Source organism: Luteolibacter rhizosphaerae, assembly GCF_025950095.1.
Taxonomy (GTDB): Bacteria; Verrucomicrobiota; Verrucomicrobiia; order Verrucomicrobiales; family Akkermansiaceae; genus Haloferula; species Haloferula rhizosphaerae.
On the sequence record NZ_JAPDDR010000001.1, the window covers coordinates 569657 to 593367 of the forward strand.

General features: G+C 63.6%; 8 protein-coding genes and 1 tRNA gene. 8 read left to right on the plus strand and 1 reads right to left on the minus strand.

The window, feature by feature from the left end:
* Positions 1 to 194: 194 nt before the first annotated feature.
* From OJ996_RS02315 to aqpZ, 5 genes are all read left to right on the plus strand, one after another.
* Complete coding sequence (locus tag OJ996_RS02315; protein WP_264510730.1) at positions 195 to 3731, plus strand: proline dehydrogenase family protein; 3537 nt, start codon at positions 195 to 197, stop codon at positions 3729 to 3731.
* A gap of 321 nt (positions 3732 to 4052) precedes the next feature.
* Positions 4053 to 4132, plus strand: a tRNA-Leu gene (locus tag OJ996_RS02320).
* 57 nt (positions 4133 to 4189) lie between these two features.
* Positions 4190 to 4783, plus strand: coding sequence for a hypothetical protein (locus OJ996_RS02325; RefSeq protein ID WP_264510732.1), 594 nt, complete (start codon positions 4190 to 4192; stop codon positions 4781 to 4783).
* Positions 4784 to 4889: 106 nt separating this feature from the next.
* Positions 4890 to 5714, plus strand: a complete 825-nt coding sequence (locus OJ996_RS02330) for an LpxI family protein (RefSeq protein WP_264510734.1) — start codon at positions 4890 to 4892, stop codon at positions 5712 to 5714.
* A 207-nt stretch (positions 5715 to 5921) separates the two neighbouring features.
* Positions 5922 to 6611, plus strand: a complete 690-nt coding sequence (gene aqpZ / locus OJ996_RS02335; protein ID WP_264510736.1) for an aquaporin Z — start codon at positions 5922 to 5924, stop codon at positions 6609 to 6611.
* Between the two features lie 60 nt (positions 6612 to 6671).
* On the opposite strand, the gene OJ996_RS02340 is transcribed toward aqpZ, so the two are convergent.
* Positions 6672 to 9359, minus strand: coding sequence for a PVC-type heme-binding CxxCH protein (locus OJ996_RS02340; protein WP_264510738.1), 2688 nt, complete (start codon positions 9357 to 9359; stop codon positions 6672 to 6674).
* Positions 9360 to 9658: 299 nt separating this feature from the next.
* On the opposite strand from OJ996_RS02340, the gene OJ996_RS02345 reads away from it, so the two are divergent.
* From OJ996_RS02345 to OJ996_RS02355, 3 genes are all read left to right on the plus strand, one after another.
* Positions 9659 to 18517, plus strand: coding sequence for an InlB B-repeat-containing protein (locus tag OJ996_RS02345; RefSeq protein WP_264510740.1), 8859 nt, complete (start codon positions 9659 to 9661; stop codon positions 18515 to 18517).
* A gap of 124 nt (positions 18518 to 18641) precedes the next feature.
* Positions 18642 to 20009 carry an asparagine--tRNA ligase gene (asnS, locus tag OJ996_RS02350; protein WP_264510742.1) on the plus strand — a complete coding sequence of 456 codons (1368 nt, stop codon included), beginning with the start codon at positions 18642 to 18644 and terminating at the stop codon, positions 20007 to 20009.
* Positions 20010 to 20197: 188 nt separating this feature from the next.
* Positions 20198 to 23701 (plus strand): pilus assembly PilX family protein, encoded by a 3504-nt coding sequence (locus OJ996_RS02355; protein ID WP_264510744.1) that lies wholly within the window; start codon positions 20198 to 20200, stop codon positions 23699 to 23701.
* Positions 23702 to 23711 lie beyond the last annotated feature (10 nt).

The following is a 23711-nucleotide window of genomic DNA, read 5'->3' on the forward strand; positions in this document are numbered from 1 at the left end:
GGGAAAAGTGAAGATCGTAGATGGTAGATTGTGGTAGATTGAGGATGGCGGATGGAAGATTTTGAACAGGAGGTAAGGGAGAGAATGGAGGGGGATGGAAGTTCGGGTGGAAGCTCGGAAGGGGGGTGAGATTGTCTCGCGGGAGCGGGCGCGTTGGTCGATTCGGTCAAGACGTGTGGGTTAAAGTGACAGGTATGACTCGTGTTTGCGATCACATCGATCAGTGCCGTCAATTCCGCCCCAGCGACGATAAGCTGCCCGCGCTTGCGATCGATCTCGCAGCCGAGTTGCTGGAGGAGGCGACACGCGGTCTGAAGTGGGGTGAGCGCATGCAGGCGCGGCAGATGGCGGCAATGATGCATGATGCGGCGGGCAAGGCTTTCACCTTCGCGATGGCGGATCAGGTGTTCCGTCCGCCCACGGCATCGCGCGAGGCAAAGCGCTTCCGCGACCTGATCGATGACTACGGGGTCCCGGAGTATCTCCCCCTCGGTGCGCGGATGGCGATGCGTGCCGGCGAGATGGCTTCCGCCGCCGCCCCGGAGATCGTGATGCCTTTGGTCGCCGAAAAAATGCGGCAGGAAAGCTCCGCGGTGATCCTGCCGGCTGAAGAGGATAAGCTACGCCGCCACCTGCAAAAGCGTCGTCGCGCGGGAATGCGGATGAACCTGAACCAGCTCGGTGAAGCGGTGCTGGGTGAAGAAGAAGCGAATCACCGCCTCGAATCGAATCTCGCGCGTCTGGCCGATCCGGACACGGACTACATCTCGGTGAAGATCTCCGCGATCTTCAGCCAGATCCATCTCGTGGCGCTCGAGGAGACCTTGGAAGAGATCAAGAAGCGCCTGCGCCTGCTTTATCGTGCCGCGATGCAGCACCAGCGGGCGGAGGGTGGCAGCAAGTTCGTGAACCTCGACATGGAGGAATACCGCGACCTGCGCCTGACCTGCGCCGCTTTCCGCGAAGTACTAGATGAGGCGGAGTTCCACAAGCTGGAGGCAGGGATCGTGCTGCAGGCCTACCTGCCGGACGCCTGGCCGGTGCAGAAGGAACTGAATGCCTGGGCGCTGAAGCGCGTGGATGAGGGTGGAGCCGGGATCAAGATCCGGATCGTAAAGGGAGCGAACCTGGCGATGGAGAAGGTGGACGCGGAGATCCACGACTGGCCGCTGGCGCCCTATCACTCGAAGGTGGAGGTGGACGCAAACTTCAAGCGGATGCTCCACGAAGGCTGCAAGCCGGAGAACGTCCGTGCGGTGCGACTCGGCGTGGCCAGCCATAATCTTTTCGACATCGCCTACGGCCTGCTGCTGCGAGCCCGGGAAGGGGTGGAGGAGCGGGTGGAATTCGAGATGCTGGAAGGGATGGCGAACCATCAGGCACGGACCGTGCGCGATGCGGCGAAGGGCCTGCTGCTCTACGCACCGGTGGTGAAGCGGGAGGACTTCCATAGCGCGATCGCCTATCTGGTGCGGCGTCTGGATGAGAACACCTCGCCGGAGAATTTCCTGCACGACCTCTTCGGCATGCAGCCGGGAGACGCAGCCTGGGAGCGGCAAAAGGAGCGCTTCCTGAATGCTTGCGCGATGATCGATACGGCCTTCGCCGGACCGCAGCGGGTGCAGGATCGCACGAAGGAAGAGCGGCCTCCGCTGGCTCTGGATCATCCTTTTCACAATGAGGCGGACACCGACTGGTCGCTGCCGCAGAACGTCGCCTGGGTGCGCGACCGGGTGAAGCTCCGGCGTCTGGAAGGGCAGGTCTTCGTGCCGCTGCAGGTCGGCGGTGAGACAGGCGTAGGAGCCGGAACGGCAAACGCTGCGGACCCCTCGCGACCGGGTGTGGTGGCCTACCGCCATGCGCTGGGCGGACCCGCTGACATCGAGCGCGCCTTGAGCGTGGCCGTATCGGCTCGCGGGGAATGGGTGGCGATGGGGCTGGAAGCCCGTGCCGCGATCCTGGCGCGGGTGGGAGCTTCCATCGCGAAGGGTCGTGGCGAAGCCATCTCCGTGATGGTGATGGATGCCGGCAAGTCGGTGATGGAGGCGGATGCCGAACTGAGCGAGGCGATCGACTTCGCCGACTACTATGCACGTAGTTTGTCGAGCCCGGGCTACTCGGACGGTGTCGCCTGCGAGCCGCTGGGTACCGTGCTGGTGACTCCGCCGTGGAACTTCCCCTATGCGATTCCTTGTGGTGGTATTCTTGCCGCACTCGTGGCGGGGAACACGGTGATCCTGAAGCCCGCGCCGGAGACTGTGCTGACCGCTTGGGTGATGGTGAACGCGCTGTGGGACGCCGGCGTGCCGAAGGAGGTGCTGCAGTTCCTGCCTTGCCCGGACAACGAGATCGGGCGCTCGCTGGTAACCGACCCGCGGATCGGCGCGGTGATCCTGACGGGAGCCTATGAGACGGCTCGCATGTTCCTGTCCTGGAAGCCGGGCATGAAGCTTTTCGCCGAGACCTCCGGGAAGAACGCGCTGGTGATCACGGCCGCTGCCGACCCCGATCTGGGGGTGAAGGATCTGGTGAAGAGCGCCTTCGGCCACAGCGGGCAGAAGTGCTCCGCCGCTTCGCTCGCGATTCTTGAAGCCGAGCTCTACGACGATCCGGGTTTCCGCCGTCGCCTCAAGGATGCCGCGGCCTCACTGAAGGTGGGCGCGTCCTGGAACTTCGATTCGATCGCCACGCCGGTGATCCGCGAGCCGGGGGATGCCTTGATGCGTGCTCTCACCTCGCTGGACCCCGGTGAGGAATGGCTGCTCAAGCCGGAGATGATCGATGGCAACCCCTGCCTGTGGTCGCCCGGCATCAAGCTGGGAGTCACGCCGGACAGTTGGTTCCGGCGCACCGAGTGCTTCGGCCCGGTGCTGGGGCTGGTGCGCGCGAACGATCTGGATCACGCGATCCGGATTCAGAACGATTCCGACTTCGGGCTCACCGGCGGGATCCATTCGCTGGATCCGGCGGAAATCGACGCATGGCGGGAGCGGGTGGAAGTGGGGAATGCCTACATCAACCGGCCGATCACCGGCGCGATCGTGCAGCGCCAGCCTTTCGGCGGATGGAAGCGTTCGTGTTTCGGCCCCGGCGCGAAGGCGGGCGGACCGAATTACGTGGCGCAGTTCGCGACTTGGAGGGACGAGGGTATGCCGCAATTGGGTGCCGCGTTGTCGCCGGAGCAGAAGGAGCTACTGGTCGCTTTGGGGACAAGGCTGCCCGGAGATTCGGCTGTGCTGGAAGCTGCGGCGGGCAGCGATGCCTGGTGGATGGCGCATGAGTTCGAGATCGGCCATGACCCTTCGGCACTGGACTGCGAGATCAACCTTTTTCGCTACCGGCCGTTCGAGCGGGCATTGATTCGCGGGTCGGAATCGGATTCCGAGGCGGTGATCGCGCGGATGCTGTTGGCTGCGGTGGCGGCGGGGCTGAAGCCCGAGCTTTCCCTGCCGCCCGGGCGTGAATTCGCGGTGCCGGGAGTGGCGCTCTGGCATGAGTCGGAGGAGGCTCTATGCCGACGTCTCGGGGCTGCCGCCTATGGTGTGCTACGGACAGCATCTCCCACCGAGGCCGTGGCGGCGGCGGCGATCGAAGCCGGAGTGCGGCTGGTGGGGCATGTGCCGGTTTCCTCCGGGAAGCTTGAGCTCCCGGTCTTTTTCCGCGAGCAGGCGATTTCGGAGACCCGGCACCGTCATGGATCCGTGTTGCCCCGTCCGGAAGACCTGCGATAGTTCACTGCTTCGTCCCGGCCCGAGCTTGGGTAATCTGGGGGGAGAATCCGGGCTCACCGGGGCGGAGTCCTTTTTGGGAGAAAGCGGGGGTTTTTTAACCGCGAATGGACGCCAATGGACGCGAATGGCTTCGGGTGGAGGCGGGACTGGAGCGAGGGGTAGGGATGGAACGAAGCGGGGAGGCGTGGAGGTCGCGAGGGGGATCGCGGGTTTTTTTCGACGGGGAAGGCGGGTTAGGGGCGTGGGCTTTGGATGGGGCCGGATGCGTTTCCCCCTTGCCTCGGGGGCGGGAGAGCCCTTACAACCCCGCGCACACCCCAAGCCGGCTTGGCGGAATTGGTAGACGCGCTCGACTCAAAATCGAGTTCTAACGAGTGTGGGTTCGAGTCCCACAGCCGGTACTTTTTCGACCGCATTCGCGTGAATAGATATCACGCGGCGTGACTCATACGAGTCGCATGAACGCGAAGAGCTTTTCGACGGGATGGGTGATGGTGTTTGCGGGGCTTTGCCTGTGCCTGGCGAGGGCGGAGGAGGTGAAGGCGGAGGATGCGAAGCAGAAGTGGACGGAGCTGGAGGCTGCATTGCGGGCGGCCAAGGAGAAGGAGTTGGCTGCGAAGCAGGTGGCGCTGGCCAAGGCCTACTCCGTGAGCCCGACGAAGGCGGAGGAGATCCGGGTGATTCCGCAGACGCGGGCGCAGGTGCAGGCGGAGGATGAAGAGCGCTTGCGGCTGGAGCTTTATTCGGAGGCGGAGATCCAGAGCTTGCTGAAGCGATCCTCCCTGAAGGCGCGGCTGAAGGTGATATGGCAGCGGCCGGACTACGACGGGGCAGGGACGGAGCACTTCAAGATCATCGTGTGCGATTCGACGGGGAAGGTGCGGCAGCGGATCTCCCCGGACTATCGGGCGCAGAAGCAGACGGGGGAGTCGGAGTATGGGAATCAGGTGAACGTGACCCTGGACTATGATCCGGGCGAAGAGTTCCGGGTGCGAGTGATCGACCGGAACCTGAAGGTGCACGCGGACTTCATGGTGAAGCGGGTGGAGTAGTTCTCGAGGCATCTTGGCGGGGTTGAGGGCCGAATTTGCGGAAGATGCGCCTTTTCGACTCGCCGGGGAGGGAGGGGGACGTGAGAATCCGCCCCACGGCGAAGGCATGGCGGAGCAAAGGACTATCGGAATCATCGCGGGTAACGGCGTTTATCCGGAGACTTTTGCCCGTGCGGCCCGCTCGAAATCGCCGGACGTGCGCTTGGTAGCGGCTGCCTTCGAAGGCGAAACGTCGCCGGAGTTTCTGGAGTTGGTCGATGAGTCGGCCTGGTTCCGGGTGGGGCAACTCGGGAAGATGATCAAATTCTTCAAGAGCCAGAAGGCGAAGGAAGCGATCATGGTGGGCCAGATCGCGCCGAAGAATCTCTTCGACCTCCGGCCTGACCTGCGGACCCTAATGCTGCTGGCGCGGCTGAAGGAGCGGAACGCGGAATCGCTCTTCGGCGGGATTGCGGATGAGCTGGAGAAGGATCACATCCATCTGCTGCCAGCGACCACTTTCCTGGAGGACCTGCTGCCTGCGCCGGGAACGGTCTGCGGGCCGGCGATGAAGAAGCGCCAACTGGAGGATGCCGAGTTCGGCTTCCGGATGGCGAAGGAGACGAGCCGCTTGGACATCGGTCAGACGGTGGTGATCCGCCATGGCACGGTGCTGGCCGTCGAGGCCTTCGAGGGCACGAATTCCTGCATCAAGCGCGGTGGCGAACTGGGGCGCGGGAAGGACGTGATGCTGGTGAAGGTTTCCAAGCCGGATCAGGACTTCCGCTTCGATGTGCCGGTAATCGGGCCGCACACGATCGAGACCTGCATTGAAGCCGGGGTGAAGGCGATCACGGTGGAGGCGCGTAAGACGCTGCTGTTGGAGCGGGACACGGTCTTCAAGCTGTGCCAGCAGCATGAGGTGAGCGTGCACGCGCTGGAGGAAAGGTAGGACTCCGGCAAGCTCTCTCGGACGGAGGATCCGGGGTTGCTCTAACGAGAGTGGAGCCCGATTCTGCTTGTCCGCATTTTTACGGGATGATATGTGCGCCCATGGTGGAGGAGCGCTAGGATGCGAGGTGTTTCCGCCTTGTCTCGCTTGAGCTTCCCTTCGCTGCTGTCCGCCCTTGCCGATTCAAACCATTAACACATACAGGCGATGAAATCTTATGTAGCGGAGTTCTTCGGAACTTTCTGGCTGGTGCTCGGAGGCTGCGGCAGTGCCGTGCTGGCTTGTAACTATCCGGGAGCCGGAATCGGCTTCGTGGGGGTGTCCCTAGCCTTCGGTCTGACCGTGCTGACCATGGCCTACGCGATCGGCCATATTTCGGGCTGCCATTTGAACCCGGCTGTGTCCGTGGGCTTGTGGCTGGGTGGGCGCTTTCCTTCATCGAAGCTGCTGCCTTACATCGGCGCGCAGGTGGCGGGGGGGATCGCGGGCGCGTTGATCCTCTACCTCATCGCATCCGGGAAGGAGGGCTTCCAAGTGACGGCGGGTTTCGCTTCGAACGGTTATGCGGATCACTCGCCGGACAAGTATACGCTGGTGGCGTGTTTGGTGACCGAAGTGGTGATGACGATGATGTTCCTGCTGATCATCCTGGGAGCGACGGACAAGCGGGCGCCGCAGGGATTCGCACCGATCGCGATCGGTCTCGGGCTGACCTTGATCCATCTGATCAGCATCCCGGTGACGAACACCTCGGTGAATCCGGCTCGGAGTACGGCGGTGGCGGTATTTGCCGGTGGCTGGGCGCTCACCCAGCTCTGGCTGTTCTGGATCGCGCCGATCGTGGGCGCGGCTATCGGGGCCTTCGTTTACAAGTTCATCGCGGAGGAGAAGCGTTGAAATAAGAAGCCCCGGCGCGGCAGGGAGCCGGGCCGGGGCGGGTGAGGGAATGGTGGACGATTATTTGTAGGTCTTCATCCACTCCACGGCGTCGGCCACATCCTGTGCGGACATGCCGAGTTGGTCGGCATTCAGCATGAGCGAACGGCCCATGCCGCGAATGGCTTGGATGCGGTCCTTGGGCACCATCTGGGTGACGCCGCCTTGCGAGGTGATGACCACCGGATCGCCATTCGAGCGGATCAGCCCGTCGATCCAGCGGTTATCCTTGAGTTGGATTGCGGAGCCGTCGAAGCCGTGGGCGATTTCCGCGGAGGGATCGACGATGGCGCGCACGGCCATCTCGGCGCCTTGGCGGGAGACCCAGCCCTTGAGCTCCGGGCCGTAGGCCGGACCGGCTCCATCGACCTGGTGGCACATCACGCAGCGGGCGGCCATGGCCTTGCCGCGTGAGGCATCGCCCTTGAGCTTCATCACATCGGCGGTGGTGAAGTTGGTCTTATCCGGCTTGCCGGGGAAGATGGCTTCCTGGAGCTGGATCTTGTCCGGATCGTAGATGTTCCGCTTCTTCAGCTCGTCCTGCAGGCCGAACTTTGCCCAAGCACCGGTGCCGCGCATGAAGAGCCAGCCGACGGCGGCATCCTTGGCGGAGGAATCGGGACCCGCGGCGACCTCGAAGAGTGCCTCGGCGGCGCCCTTGTCATCGATGAAGGACAGCGATTCACAGGCAAAGCTGCGGGCATCCGCGCTCACCGAGGTATCCAGCGCGCGGGACTTGAGATCGGAGATCGCGGCGGAGGGCCAGAGACGCCAGGTCAGCTTGGCGAAGGCATCGGTCCAGCTCTTCGGCTCGCCCGGTGCGAGGGCTGCCTTCATGACCTTCCAGACATCGTTCTCCTGATTCTCGGCGGCGAGGCCGATGGACTCGAGGTAGTTCTTGTCCTTGCCATCCCAGCCCTTGGCGACGGTCACGAGGATCGGCGCGGTCTTCTCGGCAGGAAGTCCCCGGAGGGACAGGGCGACATCGCGGCGGATGGCCGGCACCGGATCGGCGGCGAGCTTCTCGGCGAAAGGCAGGATGTCCTTACCGGCACGCTTGAGGGCGCGGTAGGCGACGAGGCGCTGGCGGGTATCGGTGGAGGTCAGGAAACCCTTGCAGGCTTCTTCGCCCTTCGGGCCGAGATTCGCGAGTAGCCAGATGCCGCGGGCGGAGATCCAAGTATCCTTGTCCTTGGTCACGGCGAGCACGGCATCCACCGCCTCATCGCCCTTGGCCTTGAGAGCCTCGAAGCCGGTCCAGCGGACGTTGATCGCGGGGCTCTTGAGGGCGGTGACGGCGCCTTCGATGGTGGCGAGGTCCACCTTCGGATTGACCGGCTTGAAGCCCTTCGGCGCGATGCGGTAGACGGTGCCGGAGCAGGACTCATCCATGTCGCCGTGGCCGCCCACGCGGGGGTCGAACCAGTCCGTCACGTAGAGTGCGCCATCGGCGCCGACCGCGACGTCGGAGGGACGGAAGAGCAGGGGATTGCCCGCGCTGCGGGACTCCTGTTTCTTGGCCCCGCCGGTGAAGTCCGCACCGTCGAACTCGCCGGTGGTGTTGCTGGTCATCCAGTCGGTCCGGTCCAGCTTGTAGGTGGCACCTTCCGGCTGCGGCTGGTAGCCGAAGACCACGTTGCGAGCGGCCTCACAGCTCAGCAGCGTACCGGCGTGCTTGGCACCGAGCGCGCCGTTCTCGTAAAATACGATGCCCGTAGGAGATCCGCCGCCGTAAACATCGCCGGCATCGAAGGTGCCGGGATCATCCTGGCGCCAGTGGACGCGCTCCCACTTCTGGTTCGGGCGCTGCACGGTCTTGTAGAAGCGGCCCTCGCGGGTGAAGTAGCCGGCGGAGCCATATTCGAGCACGTAGGAAGTGCGGCAGGCCGGCGGGTCGTCGTTGTCGTTCTGGAAGAGATCGCCGAGCGAGGTGGTGCAGTGTTCGAAGCTATTGCGGTAGCCGTGGCCGATGATCTCGGCGTTGCTGCCGTCCGGGTTCATGCGGGCGGAGAAGCCGGCGGTCCACATGTAGCCGTCGTCGCTCTTCTTGCCGGCCATCTCGCGGGAATTGATGAACCACTCGCCGCCGCCGTCCTTATAGTAATCTCCACCCATCCGGAAGGTCTTGCCGGACTTGTCGGTGAATTCGGCACCGCAGTTGCCGTTGTTGAAGTACCACTTGCCATCCGGACCGCCGGTCACGGAGTGGAGCGAGTGGTCATGGTTGCGGGCGTTGAAGCCGGTGAGCAGCACCTCGCGCTTGTCCACCGCGGGGTCGAACTTCAGGTCGCGGTTGACGTCGGTGTATTTGATCAGGTCCGGCGGTTGGGAGACGATCACCACGTTATCGAAGACGCCCACGCCAAGGGGGGCGACGAGGCCCTTCTCCTGTACGAAGGTGTGCGATTCGTCGGCCTTGCCGTCGCCGTTCTTGTCTTGGATCACCACGATGCGGTCGCCTTCGGGACGGCGGCCGTTATGGCCACGGTAGTTCACGCCTTCCGCCACCCAAATGCGCCCGGCGGCGTCGATGTCCATGTTGGTGGGATTGAAGAGATCGGGAGTGGACGCCCAGACGGTAACTTCCAGACCCTCAGGGACTTTGAAGTGATCGGCGGCTACTTTATCGGCGGGTTTCGGGGCTTTCCAGTCGTCGGCCATCACCGGGGTGAGGCAGGCGAGCAGGAGGATCGAGGCGCGGGTCATCATGGTCGGCACGGATACGGGGTTTCGGAGCCTTTTCCTACGCGGAATCGGCGGTAGGTCGAGAGGACAGTTGGGTAGTGAAATGCGCCGCATCCGGGAAATGCGGGGCATACCACTTTGGGTGGTATGGGGCAGTCCGAGGTGGCGTCTCCAACAATTCCCGGGGTATTCGCCAAGAAATGCGCGTCCCGCCCGACAAACGGGGGTGAACGCGACCGGCGGGGGAATGAACCCCCTTCCGCCGGGCCGACTACCCGTGTTCCGGAAGCTTCGTCTTCCGGGCTCGCCTCCTCAAAATATCCATGAATCGCCTGACTCTCTCCCTTCTGGCGCTGCCGCTCTGGGCACTGCCCACCGGCCTCAGGGCCGCTTCCGATATCACGATTTCCACAGCCGCGACCTCGGGCGGAGCCCTCAGCGGGACGAACCCGAAGGCTTTCACGGCCAGCGCCGCCACCGCGAACCTGCAGGTTTCCGCCCTTCAAACGGAGTTGAATGCGGGAACGGGGGTGACGGTTGATACCGCGAGCGCGTTCTCCGGCAACGGCGATCTCACGATCTCCAACGCCGTGACGAAGAACAGCGGAGCCCTCAGTCCGCTTGCCCTGACCGCGGCACGGGATATCAGCATCAGTGGCGCGCTCTCCGCCTCGGGCGGGGCCATGCCGCTGACGCTGAATGCCGGGCGGAACATCACGAGCACGCAGGGGATCACCACGAACGGCGGAGCAGTGGTGTTGGCTCCGACGGGCGAGTTCGTGATCGGGGGCACGCTCAATGCCGGCGCGGGATCGGTCACGCTGCAGAAGGGCACCTTGCGCTCGGCGACTTCCCAAACGATTTCGACTGCGGGTGGAATGACGGTGACGGCGGGTGCTTCGCTGCGGTTGCACGGTGCGGTCACCGGCCCCTTGAGCGTGGCGGGCAGCGTCTCGCCGGCGGCACCCGGGGCGACGGGTTCGCTACAGGTCAGCGGGATCTTCAGTCTGCAGCCGGGGAGCTCCACGTCGATCGAGATCGGCGGGACCTCGATGGGGAGCAATTACGACAAGATCACGGCAACGGGCGCGGTGAATGTCGCGGGGACGCTAAGCGTGGATCTGGTGAACAACTTCCACGACATGATCGCGACCAGCAATAGCTTCACGATCCTGCAAGGCAGCAGCATCGGCGGGACCTTCACGGGGCTGCCGAACGGTTCGCGCTACACGCTGCCGAACGACCGCGGGTCATTCCGGGTGAACTACACCGCCACCACGGTGGTGCTGGATGACTGGCAGCCGACGGTGACCGTTTTGGCTTGGGACCCGGGTACGGCGGAGGCGGGGACGGAGGTCTTCTCCAACACTAACACGCGCGCGGGCCGACACTTCTTCAAGGTGACCACGCAGTCTTCGGATATCGGCGGCTGGCGCAGCCGCTTGACGGTGACGAGCGGTGAAGCCGCCCTGTATTTCTCGAAGACGATCCTGCCGACCACGAGCAGTAGCACCCATAGCTCGGTGCAGACGGGGTCCGACGGCTTGGTGCTACGCGACGACCAATTCGCGGCGAACGAAGAGTGGACGCTGATGGTTTTTGCCACGGAGGGTGCGCAGTGGAACCTCGTGAGCGGCAAGCCCTATGTGCATGACCTGGGGGCTCTGCCCTTCACGGATGCAAACTCGAACGGCCAGTATGACATCGGCGAGGCGGTGAGCGCGCAGAATGCCCCGGCCGCGCCGATGCCGCCGGAAGGTATCCGCTTCTACAAGTCCGTGCTGCCGACCGGCACTCCAGGTTGGAGCCTGTGGCTAAACGGCAGCAACCGCGAGATCGCGCTGCGCTCTAACAAACTACCCTTCCACAACCACACGAACAACTACACCCGCAAGCAAGCCGGGCGGATGCTGGCGGTGGCTCCGGTGATCGGGAGCACCGGCAGCACCTGGTATTCGAGCATCGTGGCACCTGCGGGCGAGTTGGTCGGCTTGGATTCGCGGATCCAGTTTGTCAGCGATCTGGCTTACAATGGCACCGTCTCGAACGTCGCGGTGACGGGTGCACCCTACCGCGTTTTCCGCGTGCAGGTGCCGGTGGACCAAATCGCCTGGGACATCAATGCGGTGGCGGTCACGGGGAATCCGGACATCGCCGTACGCAAGGGCAATGTGCCCGCGGAGTTCGACAACGAAGCCTTCTCCGCCACGGCGGGAAGTGCGACCGAGGGCATCACGCTGGTGCCGAATTACCTGACCGACGGAACTTGGTACATCACGGCTTGGGGTGACGCGCCCTACACCTTCACGCTGAAGAACGGAGATCCGGTCATCACCCCGCTTTCGTTCACCGATACGAAGGTGAACGACCAGCCCGCGCGTGCCGGTTGGCGTTTCTATGCACTGACCGACATCCCCTCGCAGGTCGGCGCCTTAGGCTGGGAGCTCCAGCTCGCCAATCATGTTCCCGGCACCCAGATCGCGCTGCGCCGGAACAAGGTGCCGGGCCGCTGGCAGAAGCGCGTGGACGGTGGCGCCGGAGTCACCGACACGAACAGCGCCTACATGGACGACTCGAGCACGAACGGCTTCGTCCAGCGCATGAATCACCAGGCAGATGTCTGGTACGTGGGGATCTTCCTGCCGCAGCAAGCGCTCGGAGCCTTCAACCTGGACGTGCATCCGATCACTCCGGCCACCATTCCCTTCCAGACCAGCACCGCGGTGGGTCCGATCCCCGCGCAGAAGTGGCACTACTACCGGATGGATATCGGCAGCGGGATGCTCGGCTGGGACCTGCGCCTGAAGAACGCCACCGGCGGCAACTGCAGCCTGGTCGTGCGGCGCGATCAGTTGCCATCGACAACCGGAACGAACACCGGCGGGACCACCCCATGGTCGCCCTCCTCTGGGACCAGTTGGGCGAGCGGCTATCAGATCACGGGCAGCAATGATTGGACCGGCCGTCCCTACGACGTGACCGGCACCGCGCGCCGCGAGATGAATGACCGTCTGCTGCTGGGCGCGGGCCGTCCTTTGGTCCCCGGAACCTATTACATCGGCATCTACAACGACGGCTCCGACCCGGTGGCAGGGACCAGCGGGCAGACGGCTAGCATGACCTTGGAAAGCCGCGGTATCGGTGCCGGGCTGGACATTCCGGTCGGTAGCTTGGGTCTTGCGACCGGGAGCGGCGTGACGGTGAGCAACCTCGCTCCGCGCGAAGCCGCCTACTATAAAGTTAGTATTCCAGAGAACACCCCGAGCTGGGAGTTCACGCTGGATCAGGGCCCCGGCGAGTCGGCGGTGGTCGCGCGCCGCGGCGCGATCCCGGATTTCAATGCCGTCTACAACGGTGACGTGCAGGACACCTCGAACAACTCCACGCGCCAAGTGAAGGTGCAACGCAGCGGTAGCGAGCGCTACCTGCTCCTGCCGCTCAACAACCAGCCGGCGCTTCTGGCTGGGGATTACTACATCGGTGTTCTCAGCGAAGGGCTCAATCCTCCGGCCTCGAACGTCGTCGGGTCGGCCCCAGGGAGCGCCACGCTCACCAGCCGCGGACCTCTGGCCATCCAGGATCTCGGCGCGGCGAGCACTTCGGGGATCACACAGCAAATCAGCCTGAGCGGCGCTCAGGTGAAGGCCTATCAATTTACGGTGCCGGTGGGAACCGCGGCGTTGGAAGTGCGCCTCGACAACCGCGCGGGCAATCCGCAACTGGCGATGATCTCCGGAACCAAGATCCCGCAGCCCGATGCCTCAGCCCATGATTACGGGATCGCCGGTGGGCAGACCGCTGCCCCAAGCGGCGGCATGGGCCGGGTGACGACCGGCAGCTTGCTCAACATCGCGAACCCGGTGGCGGGGATCTACACGCTCACGGTGCGGGCGGAGGATTTGAACAGCGTCTACCCGGATGCGAGCGCCAATCTCGTGATCATGGCGAACGGGCCGGTGCCGATGGATTTCAACGACACGGAGATCGTGAGCAATCACACGTCAGCCGCATGGCGCTACTTCCAAGTCACCGTGCCGGATGGCGTGATGGGCTGGGACCTGCGCCTGACGAATATTCTCAGCGGCAATCCGCAGATGGTGATCCGCCGCGACCAGTTGCCCTCGGTCTTGGGGACGAATGTCGGCAATAGCACCCCGTGGAATCCTTCCACCGAGACCACTTGGCCGAGCGGCTACCAGTGGACCGGCGGGGTCGATTGGACGGGTCGCGGCTTCGACACCAGCACCTCACCCCGGCGCGGCGTGGGAGAGCGGGTCTTCGCGGCCATGGGCCGCCCCCTGACCCCCGGCACCTACATCGTGGGTGTCTTCAACCAAGGCACGGATCCGCTCACCGGTACCGCCAATACGCCTGCGAGCTACAGCATCGAGAGCCGCGGCGTGGGAGCGGGCCAGCCAATCGGCGTGGGAGAGATTCCCTTCGTGATCGGTGGTGCCACCACGGTTAACGAGCTGCCGCGCCGTGAGGCTGCCTACTTCAAGATCACCATTCCCCCGAACACCCCGCGCTGGGAGTTCAATCTCAACCCCACCGCGGGCGAGGCGATGATGATCGTGCGCCGCGGCTACCTGCCCGACTTCAATGCCGCCGAAGGAGGGGATGTGCAGGACACCGGCTCAGGCAGCCGCCAAGTCGAGATGCAACGCACCGGCATGGAGCGCTACCTGCTCCTGCCCCAAAATAACCAGGATTCGATCCTCCCCGGTGACTATTATCTGGCGGTGATCGCGGAAGGGGTGAACCCGCCGGGCTCCACGGTGACCGGCACGGGCACCAGCAGCGCCACCTTCACCATCCAGCAGCCGATCAATGCGGCGGATCTCGGCACGGTCAGCACCGCGGGCAGCACCCAAGCCGTCGCGCTCGCGGCGGCGGAAACGAAGGCCTATCAGTTCACGGTTCCTGCGGGCACCTTGAGCATGGAAATCGGCTTGGATAACAAGATCGGGAATCCGGTGCTGGCGATCATCTCCGGCACGAAGATCCCGCAGCCGGACAGTTCCGCGCAAGACTACGGCGTGGCTGGCGGACAAAGCTCCGCACCTGCAGGCGGTGGCATGAGCCGCCAATCTATCAGCGGCTTGCAGACCTTCACCAATCCTCCGCCGGGCGTCTATACCGCCACGGTCCGTGCGGACGATGTGGCGAATCCCGCGACCGCGGACTTTGTGATCCGCGCGAATGTCCCGCAGGATCTGCCTCTGGGAGGTGGAAGCACCGTGGTGACCAATCACGGGCCGAACTCGTGGAAGTACTTCCGCGTCGAAGTGCCCGCCGACATCGCGGGCTGGGACCTGCGCATCAAGGATATCACCGGCGGCGATGTGAGCTGGGCGGTGCGCCGGGACCAGATCCCCGCAAATACCGGCACGAATACCGGCGGCACCACCCCGTGGAGCCCTTCTGCCACCTCCTCCTGGCCAAGCGGCAACCAGTGGGCCGGTGGCAAGGACTGGACCGAGCGCGGCTATGACACGACCGTCTCCGCACGTCGCGAGATGAACGACCGGCTGGTGATGGCGATGGGCCGCCCCTTGGAGGCGGGCACCTACTTCATCGGCGTCCTGAACGGTGGCTCCGATCCGATCGGCGGTGGGAGCAACCAGATGTCCTCTTATACCATCGAGAGCCGCTTCATCGGAAACGGTAAGGCGATCCCGATCCGCACACTCGATTATGTCGCGGGCAGCAGCGTGCCGGTGAACAATCTCGCTCCCCGGGAGGCGGCCTACTACAAGCTTAGTATCCCGGCGAACACCCCGAGCTGGGAATTCACCTTCGCGCCGATCTCCGGCGAGACCATGGTGGCAGCACGCCAAGGCTTCATCCCGGACTTCAATGCCGCCGCCGGTGGCAACCTGCAGGATGCGAGCACCAGCCGCCAGATCAAGGTACAGAAGGCCGGTGCCGAGCGCTACCTGCTCCTGCCGTCGAACAACGAGGACAAGATTTTGGCGGGCGACTACTACATCGCCGTGGTCTCGGAAGGGGTAAACCCGCCGAACTCGACGGTGATCGGCAGCGGCAGCAGCAGCGGCACCCTGGCGAGCAACGGCTCGCCGGCAGTGACCAATCTCGGCACTGCTTCGCTCACGCCGATCAATCACGCCGTGAGCCTTTCCGGTGCCCAGGTGAAAGGATATCAGTTCACGGTGCCGGAAGGCGTGGTGAGCTTGGAGCTCCAGCTCAACAACCGTACCGGCAATCCGCGCATGGCGCTGATCTCGGGCAATCGCTTGCCCTTCCCAGATAGCTCGGTGAACGAGTTCGGGATCGGCGGAGGGCAATCCACGACCCCCGCGGAAGGCTTCGCAAGAACACTGGCGGACAGCCTCATCACGGTGCCGAATCCGCCTCCGGGAGTTTACAGCCTGACGGTCCGGGCGGACGACCTGAGCAGCGTTTACCCGGATGCCACCGGGGATCTGGTGATCGTGGCACGTCCTCGCACCGCCTTGAACTTCGCTTCCAGCCAGAATGGCAACGGCCTTTCGCACAGCGATACCAAGCAGCTCGCGGACGGCCAGAAGCAGTTCTATGAGATCGCCGTTCCCGCCACCCTCTCAAACCAAGCGGTGATCGGTTGGATCCTGAAGGTGAATCACGCCCAAGGCGATACCACCCTGCGCGTCTACAAGACTTGGGGGAATACCTCGACCGGCATCCAGGTGACGGGAAATGCCGCGCTGATCGTACCGCCCTTTCTCACCTTCAACGAAACCTGGTTCGTGGAGGTCACGGCCACCGGCTTGACCAACTACACGCTGACCAGCCGGCCGGTGACCTTGGAACGTCCGGCGTGGCAGATGCCGACCGGCCACAACTTCACCTTTGGCGATAGTGGCAACGACAGCAGCGGCAATCCTCTGCCCGGAGACCGCGGCGTGGATATCGGTCAGGACGACTGGCATGTGTACGCGATCGATGTGCCGCAAAGAAACTCCGGACTGTTGCGCACGGAGTTGCGCGCGATCAGCGGCAACCCCGACCTCTACATCCGTGAAGACGGCGTGCCGACCACGGACCACGATGCCAATGGCGGCGAAACCGGCGGTGCCTCCCTCGTCCACCGCGAGATGAAAGACAGCGGCTCCGAGTATGGCAACTGGGTGCCGGTGGATGGCCGTGCCGAACGCCAGCTCCGCCCGGGCCGCTGGTATCTGGGCGTGAAGGCGGCGGGCGGCAGCAATGCGCGCTACCGCCTGCTGGCCTCGACCGGGAATGTCACGGATCTGGAATTGAGCGGTGCGAGCGTGACCAATCAAACCCTGATCGGGCGCGACTCGCGCTACTACCGCTTCACCGTTCCGGTGGATGCCCCGGCGACGTGGAATCTCGGCTTCACCCAGCAGGTGGGAGATGTGGTCATGTGGGTTCGCGATGCGGTTCCCTCCGGACAGAATTCAGGCACGAGCTCGGCGAACAGCTCGATCGAGAGTTGGGTGGACGATGCCAAGAACCAAGGACCCTATCTGGCAGGCGGCTACGATGCGCCGCAGATCTATGGCCTCAATACCCCGCCGCTACGGCCCGGGCACACCTATTACGCGGGCTTCCGCGCCACGAGCGATGCCACCTTCAGTCTGACCAGCAACATCACCGGCAATGCGCCGGTGGCGACCCCGGTGAGCTTCTACAATGGCGTGATCGATACCGCCATCCCGGCGGGTGGCAACGTGCTCTATAAGATCGCCGCACCGGCTGAGGGGACGCGCTTGAAGTGGACCTCCACCCATCCGGCCACCGTGCAGCTCCGCGTGGAGCAGGGGACCATTCCCGGTCTCAGTGGCACGCAGCATAGCAACAGTTCCACCGCGAACAGCACGATGAACCAAGTGCTGACCGCTACGGGTTGGCCATGGCAAAGCGCGCAAACCTACTACCTGCGGATCGTGAACAACGGGGCCGCCCAAGCCAACGTGCTCGTGAATGTGGCAGGCGTGAATGCCGGCACTGAAGACGAGGACAACGACGGCCTGCTCGATGCCTGGGAACGCAAGTACTTCAACAGCCTCACCCATAACGGTGCGGCGGATCCGGATGGCGATGGCGTGAGCAACTTGGTGGAGCAGACCGATGGCACCGTCCCGAACGACATTAACTCCGCGAAGTATTTCCTGAACGTGAACGCGAATTTCGGCAGCGTGACGAAAGCACCGAACCTGCCGAAATATGATCGCGGCACGCAGGTGACTCTCACCCCGACTCCGAATCCGGGACTGATCTTCACCGGCTGGTCGGTGGGGGCGACGGGAACCAGCAATCCGCTGCAATTCGCCATCATGGCGGACCGCAACATCACCGCGAACTTCGGCGTGAGCCTGCCGGTGGCACTCGATACCCCGCTGGCCATTACCACCGGTGGCGACGGTATCTGGCTTGGGCAAACGGTCACCAGCATGGACGGAACCGATGCCGCCCAGAGCGCGCCAATCGGTAACAACCAGCAGGCATGGATGGAGACCACGGTGAATGGCCCGGGCGAGATGGCCTTCGCTTGGAAGGTGTCCTCGCAGTCCGGGGATTACCTCGAGTTCCACGTCGATGGGGTGCTGAAGACCGGTCGCATCACCGGGGAGGTGGACTGGCAGCTGAAGTCCTACGCCATCGATCCGGGACAGCACGTGCTGCGCTGGCGCTATGTGAAGAACGGCGCAGGCACGGCGGGGGCTGATAGCGCGTGGGTGGATGCGGTGAACTGGATGCCAGCCGGTGGCTACAACCAGTGGGTGAGCACGAACTTCACGCCGCAGGAGATCGCCAATCCCCTGATCGTCGGCCAGGATGCGGATCCGGACCGTGACGGCGTGGCGAACCTCATCGAGTATGCCTTCGGCACCAATCCCAAGGGAACGGGTGATATGGGCATGGGTCGCCTGACACCCGAGGTGGTGGAGGTGGCCGGGAAGAAGCGTCTGCGCCTGCGATTCACGCTACCCGAGTTCGTTCCCGCCGACGTTCTTTACGAGGTGCAGGTCACGAATGATCTGGGGAACTGGACGGTAATCGCGGACCAGCAGGGCACCACGGGTTGGAACGGTGCCGCGAGCACTGGCATCGGCCAGCCGGTGGATGGCCGCCGCGAGCATCTCATCACCGATGACGCCACGCTGCCGCCGACGACCAAGCGGCTGGGTCGCGTGAAGGTGAGCTTGCAGTAGTTTTCCTTGCCATGACCGCTCGATGAGCGAGAGGGGGAGGTGGGCAGCCTCCCCCTCTTTTCATGTCCACGGGGGACCTCTTCCCCCCTTGCCGATGCGTGTCGTGGCAGCTAGACGAGACGGCATGCGCAGCCTCATCCGTGATCTTCTTGCCTCTGCGGCTCCGGCCGATTCCGTCCAAGCCGCCGGCTGGGTCCGGACGCGTCGCGATTCGAAGGCCTTTTCCTTCGTCTCCCTGAACGACGGCTCCTGCCTCGGCAACCTGCAAGTGATCGCCGACGTGGGGATCCCGGGTTCAGAGGATCTCGTGAGAATGAGCACCGGCGCTTCGGTGGCGGTGGAGGGCAAGCTGATCCCGTCCCAGGGCGGCGAGCAGGCATGGGAGTTGCAGGCGACTTCGATCCGTCTGTTAGGCGAGGCGCCGGAAGATTTCCCGCTGCAGAAGAAGGGTCACTCCCCGGAGTTCCTGCGCAGCATCGCCCACCTGCGGCCGCGCACGAATCTCTACGGTGCGATGTTCCGCGTGCGCAGCCGCATGAGCCACGCGGTGCACCGCTTCTTCGCGGAGAGGAGCTTCTACTATGTCCACACGCCGATCATCACCGCGAGCGATTGTGAAGGGGCGGGGGAGATGTTCCGCGTGACCACGATCGATCCGCTTGCAGGCAAGGCGAAGTCCTACGGGGAAGACTTCTTCGGCAAGGCCGCGCACCTCACGGTGTCCGGACAGTTGGAGGGCGAACTCTTCGCCACCGCGCTGGGAAATATCTACACCTTCGGGCCAACCTTCCGTGCGGAGAACTCGAATACCTCCCGCCATGCCGCGGAGTTCTGGATGATCGAGCCGGAGATGGCCTTCTGCGACCTTCAGGGCGACATGGACTTGGCCGAAGCGATGGTGAAGTATCTTGTTAGAGAGGCGCTCGATCACCAGGACGGCGATCTCTCGATCTTCGAGAAGTTCGTGGACAAAGGCCTGCGGGCGCGTCTCGAGTTCGTGGCGGACAATTCCTTCGAGCGGATCTCCTACACCGATGCCGTGGAGATCCTGAAGAAGTCCGGCAAGAGCTTCGAATACCCGGTCGAGTATGGCCTGAATCTCCAGAGTGAGCACGAGCGCTGGCTGACCGAGGAGCACTTCAAGAAGCCGACCACCATCTTCAACTACCCGAAGGAGATCAAACCCTTCTACATGCGCTTGAATGACGATGACAAAACCGTCACTGCGATGGACCTGTTGGTTCCCGGCATCGGTGAGATTGTCGGCGGTAGCCAGCGCGAGGAGCGGCTTGATGTGCTGCTGGCAAATATGGAGCGCCATGGTTTGAGCACGGAGGACTATTCTTGGTATATCGATACCCGGAAGTATGGCTCTGTGCCCCATGCGGGCTTCGGCATGGGATTCGAGCGAATGCTCATGTTTGTCACCGGAATGCAGAATATCCGGGACGTGATCCCCTTCGTCCGGACCCCCGGGCAATGCGAATTCTGAGGAATCCGGACATTTATTCAGTCTGACAACTATTCGATAAGCCTCACACCTTCAGTGGTGTGGGGCTTTGTTGCATAGGATTCCATGACGTGGGATGTCATTCTCGGAGACTACCTCATTTTGGTAGTTGTCAGACAGATCTAGTGGGTTGTATATACCTAGTGAAACCCAAATAGCCGCTCGCTTTGATGAAAAACCCAATCATCCCGGCACGGCGGAATCTCCACGCCCGTCCATTGACGCTTCTGCGCAAGAATGGATTCGCATTGGTGATTTCGCTCTCGCTCATGGTCCTGCTCACGATCCTCGCGGTCGGTCTGCTAGGCATTTCCACTCTTTCGCTCCGGACCTCCGGTCGCGATGGGGAGATCGCCCAAGCGCGAGCGAATGCCCGGCTGGCGCTGGCAATGGCGATCGGCCAGTTGCAGCGGACCAGCGGCCCGGATCAGCGCATCACGGCACCGGCGGATCAGCTCACGACGGGCGACGGCAGTGACAGCTCGGCCGCCCCGGAGCGCCGCCACTGGACCGGCACTTACCAATCATGGGCTGCAAACCAGAATGATCGCCCGAGCCCGAACTTTCTCTCCTGGCTGGTTTCCGGGCATCCGGAGGACCTCAAGCAGCTGGCCACCGCAAGGAGTGTCTCCACGGGCGACACGATTTCCCTGATCGGCGAGGGCACCATGGGTGCGGCTGCCGATGAAGGGCGGGTGGATGTGCCCGCGTTGCGTGTGAGCAACGGCGGCGATCACGCCCCGCGCATTGCCTGGTGGACGGGTGATCAAGGCACGAAGGCCGCGCTTTCCACGCCGGGGCAGCCGGAGGATCATGGCTTCGCCGACCTGCGGGGTGCCACCCAGGGTGCGCCGCGGAATGCAGTCGAGCTGGTGGAGAGCACGACCGAGCGGCCCTTCGCGAACTTGGATCCGGAAGACCCCCGCCTCGCTGCGGTGTCCGGCTGGCAGCAGTCCGGCTTTCTTGCTTCCGATGTGAAGTCTCCCCGCGAGCTCTTCCATGACCTCGCGCCGATGTCGTCCGGCATGCTCACGAACGTTCGCGCCGGCGGTTTCCGGAAGGACCTCTCGATGCAGCTCGAGCGCTCCGCCTCCAGCGCGCCGAGCACCGCGCTCTACAGCGTGGGCGGGGAGCAGGGGATCAACCTGAAGGAACTCTGGTGCTACTATAATCTCTACAAGGAAGTCCGTAGCTCCGGCGGCACCACCTTTACCACCGGCGGGCGGATCGGTGGCAATACGCCCTTCCTGCAAGTTGAAGCCAGCGCGGCGGCTTGCCAGACCGACGACGAGTTCCACCTCAAGCAGCCGGTCATCATCAGCTACCAACTCGCGCTCTCCTTCGAGACCCGCACCACCACGGTGAACGGTCGCGCGATGAACCGCCTGCACGTGGTCGCGGACCCGATCCTCACCTTCTGGAATCCGCTCGACGTGCCGGTGGTCGTGCCGCGCTCCACCTTCTTCTCGGTGAAATACTGGCAGGTGCCTTATGATCTCTATATCAGCATCAATGGCGGGGCCATGCGTCGCTTCCCGCTCGCCGCTTCGCTGTCGAATGCCACCGCCTCCGGCAACGGCGATGCGAACTACCTCTCGCTGCGCGTGGGCGAGCTCCAGCAGATGGTCTTCAAGCCCGGCGAAGTGATCAAGATGTCGCAGAGCGGGGCCACCTTGGTGAAGGGCACCAACGAGGCCGATCACAAGCTGGCGGGCAAGGCCGGCTTCAATTACACCGGGGGTGTCTCCTTGCCGGTGAAAGACCTGGCCGGCACATTCATCGAGATCTCCGCCTCGGACACGATCCGCTACGAAGCCCGCCCGAACAACCTGACCGCCGGCAAGACCAGTGCGAGCGGTAACACCATCACGGGTGGCAATGCCCACACCCGCCACTTCTCGCTCTCGCATCACGAGTACTACATCGGCGAGGACCGCGGCACGAACAGCCTCGGCATCGGCGGGATGTATATCGACTGGGACTTCGGCAACCGTCGCGTGAGATCCTCGGAGATCCGTTCGGAAACCCAGCCGGGCACCAAGCCTTCCGGGCAGCGGCTGTATGCGAACCGCTTCCCGGCGATCTTCCGCACGCTCAAGGATCAGGATACCCGTCCGCTTAGCGGATCGGAACTCAGCGGTCGCAAGGCTCCCTTCATGCTCTTCTCCTACGAGGCGAAGACGGAGGCCGGTTCGGACCGGGGGACCCGCTACCTGGCCCGCTTCAATCCGCGCGCCCATCACGTGGACTTCTACGATCTCACGGATGCCGAGCGCGATATCCTGCCCTACGAGTTCAAGGTCGAGGCGCTGGACTCATGGCGCAACCGCTCGCTGGAGGTCAGTACGAATGGCAATGCCTACTTCGGCGGGGGCATGAATGCGGAATTCGGGAATAGCTACGTGAGCACGCTCTCGGTGCCGCGGGAGCCCTTGGTTTCACTGGCCTCCTTCCAGCACTCGACCGCGAACGGCTTCGAGATCACCAAGCCGAAGTATGGCTACGCCACGCTCAACGGCCGCGAGCCCTTGCTGCCGCAGATCTCGCATGCGATTGGCAATTCGATGGCTCCATCGATGCTCGCCGCCGGCCGGACGGAAGGGTCCATGGCCGGTGGCAGACCGCTTGCCGACCACTCGTATCTCGCCAACCGGGCGTTGTGGGATGACTGGTTTCTCTCGGGCATCTCGCCGCAGACGGTGGCCGGCTTCGCCAAGCGGCGCGCCCAGCGGGATACCGCTCTCCAGTTCCTCGAGGGCAGCGGCCAGCTTCCCGTCGTGCGGTATCTGCCGGATACCGGTGGCCAGGATCCCGCGGATCTGATCTCCGGTTTCTTCTCCGGCAGCGTTCCGAACGATGCCGCCACTCGTGAGATCGCCAGCCTGATCCGCGTCGATGGGCTCTTCAATGTGAACTCCACTTCGGTGGAGGCATGGAAGGCGATGCTGGGCTCCTTGAAAGGACGCCAGATCGTGGTGCGGGATGAGACCGGTGCCGAGTCGATCGTAACCGACGAAGGTACGCCGGTCGCGAACCTCCGCGGTCCGCATGGCGCGCTGGTGGATGGGTCCGGCAATCTCGATGTGAAGGATCCCTCGCAGTGGGTTGGCCGCCGCAGTCTCTCGGAGGGAGAGATCGAGTCGCTTGCCAATGCGATCGTTCGCGAGGTGAGGAAGCGCGGACCCTTCCTGAGCCTGGCGGATTTCGTGAACCGCCGTCCCGGCGGCGACGAGGATCTTGCCCGCTGCGGTGCCATCCAGAGCGCGCTCGATTCACAGGATGTGAAGATCAACGATGGCTTCCGCGGTAGCGGGCGCTCCATCGGCAGCGGCGTGTCGAATCGTTTCGCCTTCCCGGAGGCCGAAGAAGGCACGGCTGCCTACGGCGCACCGGGCGCGGTGAAGCAAGGTGATATCCTCACCCCGATCGCACCGGTTCTTTCCGTCCGCTCGGATAGCTTCATCATCCGCGCCTATGGCGAGTCGGTCGACAACGAGGGCAAGGTGCTGGCCCGGGCCTGGTGTGAAGCCACGGTGGAGCGCGACAAGCAATTCATCGACGGCAACGACACTCCGGAAACCGCGATCACCAGTCTTTCCGAAGACGTCAACGAGTCCTTTGGGCGCCGCTACGTGATGACCTCATTTCGCTGGCTGCATCCGGAAGAAATCTGATATCGCCTCA

Bases quoted from the DNA above. Each gene is read 5' to 3' on its own strand.
- OJ996_RS02315 (WP_264510730.1), top strand. From the start codon at position 195: ATGACTCGTGTTTGCGATCACATCGATCAGTGCCGTCAATTCCGCCCC.
- OJ996_RS02325 (WP_264510732.1), top strand. From the start codon at position 4,190: ATGAACGCGAAGAGCTTTTCGACGGGATGGGTGATGGTGTTTGCGGGG.
- OJ996_RS02330 (WP_264510734.1), top strand. From the start codon at position 4,890: ATGGCGGAGCAAAGGACTATCGGAATCATCGCGGGTAACGGCGTTTAT.
- aqpZ (WP_264510736.1), top strand. From the start codon at position 5,922: ATGAAATCTTATGTAGCGGAGTTCTTCGGAACTTTCTGGCTGGTGCTC.
- OJ996_RS02340 (WP_264510738.1), bottom strand. From the start codon at position 9,359: ATGATGACCCGCGCCTCGATCCTCCTGCTCGCCTGCCTCACCCCGGTG.
- OJ996_RS02345 (WP_264510740.1), top strand. From the start codon at position 9,659: ATGAATCGCCTGACTCTCTCCCTTCTGGCGCTGCCGCTCTGGGCACTG.
- asnS (WP_264510742.1), top strand. From the start codon at position 18,642: ATGCGCAGCCTCATCCGTGATCTTCTTGCCTCTGCGGCTCCGGCCGAT.
- OJ996_RS02355 (WP_264510744.1), top strand. From the start codon at position 20,198: ATGAAAAACCCAATCATCCCGGCACGGCGGAATCTCCACGCCCGTCCA.